Origin of the sequence: Pseudomonas sp. EL_65y_Pfl1_R83, from assembly GCF_963970695.1 — a bacterium.
Lineage (GTDB): Bacteria > Pseudomonadota > Gammaproteobacteria > Pseudomonadales > Pseudomonadaceae > Aquipseudomonas > Aquipseudomonas tritici.
The window spans coordinates 1-461 of record NZ_CAXAQI010000395.1 but is presented as its reverse complement, the minus strand read 5'-3'; the positions used below and the strand labels follow the sequence as shown (position 1 = coordinate 461).

Here is a 461-nt window from a genome sequence, read left to right as displayed (position 1 = left end):
CGATCACCGCAACACAACTGCTCGACAATGTCCGCGATATCGTCTTGCTTGCAGACCGCGAGACCACGATTTTGGCATCCAGCCGGACTGCGCGCGCACATTTCGGCCAAATCGTGACGCCCGGCGCGCCCGTCGACACGATCACCCCGCCGCCATCCCGCGCGCTTCTTGCCGGGGCAATGCGGCGGGTTGGCAATTCGGGCATTGGAGAAAGCCTGACACTCCCGTCCGCCGCCCGCGCTGGCCGTATGCTGGCGCTCAGGATCGAACCGATCGGCGACGGCACCGGCATCTTTGCCGAAGATGTCACGCCCTAGCCGGTGCCGGACCTGCCGCGTCGCCCTCTCGCCGCGATGGTCGGAGCGCAGGGCGCTGCAAAAGCTGGTTGAGACACCCTTAATCGCAACTACACCAGGTCTTTACGCCCTTCGGTATAACCCTTGCCGCACTGCTTGCCCGAC

The 461-nt window shown here is 64.6% G+C and carries 1 protein-coding gene; it reads left to right on the top strand.

The window, feature by feature from the left end; genetic code table 11:
• Positions 1 to 317 (top strand): hypothetical protein (locus tag AACY08_RS29475; RefSeq protein WP_339472610.1); only part of this gene is annotated, 317 nt, incomplete at its 5' end.
• Positions 318 to 461 lie beyond the last annotated feature (144 nt).